The following is a 2,594-nucleotide window of genomic DNA, read 5'->3' as shown; positions in this document are numbered from 1 at the left end:
AAATTCCTGACCGTTTCAAAAATATGGGATCGCTCGAGTTTTGTAAGAAGCTATTGGAAACGGCTAAAGTCGCCGTTGCGCCGGGAATTGGATTTGGAGAAGGGGGAGACCATTTTGTTCGTTTCTCACTGGTGGAAAATGAGCACAGAATCAGACAGGCAGTTCGTGGAATTGAAAGATTTTTTAAGGGAACCGAGTAGATAATGAAAATAGTTAAAGTAGGAATGATTGGTTTTGGCACCATTGGTACCGGGGTGGCTAAAATCCTTGCTGAAAATAGCGATGTTATCAGTAAAAGGTTGGGTGCCAGTGTGGAACTGGTTAAGGTTGCGGATTTGGATATCACCACAGACCGTGGAGTGGATTTGCCCTCAGGGGTTTTAACCACGTCTGCCGATGAGGTGATCAATCACCCCGAAATTGATGTGTTGATTGAGTTGATTGGCGGGTATGATCCCGCAAGAAAATTTCTTCTCCAGGCTATTGAAAAAGGAAAACATATCGTAACGGCTAACAAGGCATTGTTGGCCAAACACGGTGATGAAATCTTTTCAGCAGTTACTGATAAAGGACTTTCTATAGGATTTGAAGCTTCTATAGGTGGGGCAATTCCGATAATTCGTTCGATTCGGGAGGCATTTGTTGCAAATAATATTCAAACTATAGAAGGTATTGTGAATGGAACTGCGAATTATATTCTCAGCAAAATGTCAGACGAGAATTGTGATTTCAAGACTGCCTTGAAAGAAGCTCAGGAAAAAGGATTTGCAGAAGCAGACCCGACTTTTGATGTTGAAGGTATAGACTCAGCTCATAAGATAGCTGTGCTGACACGTCTTGCTTATGGAACTCCTGTTCCATTTGACGATATTACTGTATCTGGAATTTCTGGTATTACTTCAGAAGACATAGAATGCGCGAGGGAGTTTGGGTACCGAATCAAGCTGCTTGCAATATCCAAATACGATGGTCATGCTATAGATATTCGCGTTCACCCTGCCATGATTCCGGTTACTCATCCAATGGCCTATGTCAATGGTGCGCTAAACGCTATCCGTGTTTGTGATGATATGATGGAAGAAAATGTGTTGATAGGTCATGGTGCTGGTTCCCTGCCTACTGGTAGTGCAGTGGTTGGAGATGTGATTGAAATTTCCAGAAATATAGTTTTAAAGGTAGGAGAAAGACTACCTGCTGGTTCATTTCAGACTAAAGAGGTAAAAACGATACCACTAAAGGATATAAATGAAATTGAGTCTGAGTATTTTCTGCGGTTTAGTGTGTTGGATAATCCGGGTGTGTTGTCAAAAATATCCGGAATACTGGGCAAAAACTCCATCAGTATCGAGTCAATGATACAAAGAGGCAGAGGTGACCGTGGTGAAGGCGTTCCTCTAGTTATGATGTGTCACAAATCCAGTGAAAAAAATATTCAGTCAGCTTTAAAGGAAATAGAAGAATTGGATGTGGTCTGTGGAAAATCTAACTTGATTCGTGTGGAAAAATAATAATGGAATTTAAAGCCTGGTTTCAGTGTATCAATCCAGAGTGTAATACCCGGTATGAACTGAGCGATGTGATTTACCGTTGTAAGAACTGTGGTGAACTTCTTGAGGTTCAGCACGATATGGACTTGCTAAAACAACGATCCTCTGAAAAATGGAAAACTTTATTTGAGAGCAGATACCGGCGTAACGAATGGCCTTATGGTAGTGCTGTTTGGGGCAAGAGGGAATTGGTTTGCCCCAATGTGGAGGATGATAATATTGTATCCACATATGAAGGCGGAACGAATCTATTCTGGGCCGAGCGTCTTGGGAATCAACTAGGCCTTGAAGATCTTTGGGTCAAACAATGTGGTATGGCACATACCGGATCCTTCAAGGATTTAGGTATGACTGTATTGGTCTCCATGGTCAAGCAAATGATTTCTTCCGGAAAAAACATCAAGGCGGTTGCTTGTGCCTCAACCGGGGATACATCTGCGGCGTTGGCTGCCTATTGTGCTCTTGCAGGTATTCCTGCCATTGTATTTTTGCCGAAGGATAAGGTGTCGCTCACGCAACTGATCCAACCCATTACACATGGCGTGCTCACTCTGTCTCTGGATACAGACTTTGACGGATGCATGAAACTTGTTCAGGAAGTATGTCAGAAAAACGATATTTATCTGGCAAACTCCATGAACTCTCTGAGAATTGAAGGACAAAAAACTATAAGCTTTGAGATTATCCAGCAGTTTAACTGGAAAGTACCGGATTTTGTAATAGTGCCTGGAGGGAATTTAGGCAATGTAAGTGCTATCGGTAAAGGCTTCCAGATGTTCTATGATCTCGGCCTGATCGACAGGTTGCCGCGTCTTGTTTGTGCCCAGGCGAAGCAGGCTGACCCTCTTTACCGAAGTTACAAAAACGGATTTAAAACCTTTGAATCCGTTCAGGCAAAAACGACCCTGGCAAGTGCTATTCAGATTGGCGACCCGGTTAGTTATAAAAAAGCTATTCGCGCTCTAAAAGCTTTTGATGGTATTGTCGAAGAAGCGACGGAAAGTGAGTTGGCCAATGCCGCGGGTAGAGCTAATAAAACGGGTTTAC

At 42.8% G+C, this 2,594-nt stretch carries 3 protein-coding genes; all 3 read left to right on the top strand.

Going from position 1 to position 2,594, the window contains the following annotated elements; translation table 11 throughout:
* The coding region (locus tag F3741_08350; GenBank protein MZG30800.1) for an alanine transaminase at positions 1 to 200 on the top strand (200 nt) is incomplete at its 5' end.
* A gap of 3 nt (positions 201 to 203) precedes the next feature.
* A complete protein-coding gene (locus F3741_08345) occupies positions 204 to 1,508 on the top strand; it encodes a homoserine dehydrogenase (GenBank protein MZG30799.1) in 1,305 nt (434 codons plus the stop codon).
* Positions 1,509 to 1,510: 2 nt separating this feature from the next.
* On the top strand, positions 1,511 to 2,594 hold a 1,084-nt coding region (gene thrC / locus F3741_08340; GenBank protein ID MZG30798.1), incomplete at its 3' end, for a threonine synthase.

The sequence above is a fragment of the Nitrospinota bacterium genome, from assembly GCA_009873635.1.
GTDB lineage: Bacteria > Nitrospinota > Nitrospinia > Nitrospinales > VA-1 > LS-NOB.
This window is presented reverse-complemented; position numbering and strand designations above follow the sequence as displayed.

Coding starts and splice junctions, on each gene's coding strand:
- F3741_08345 (MZG30799.1), top strand. CDS start 204: ATGAAAATAGTTAAAGTAGGAATGATTGGTTTTGGCACCATTGGTACC.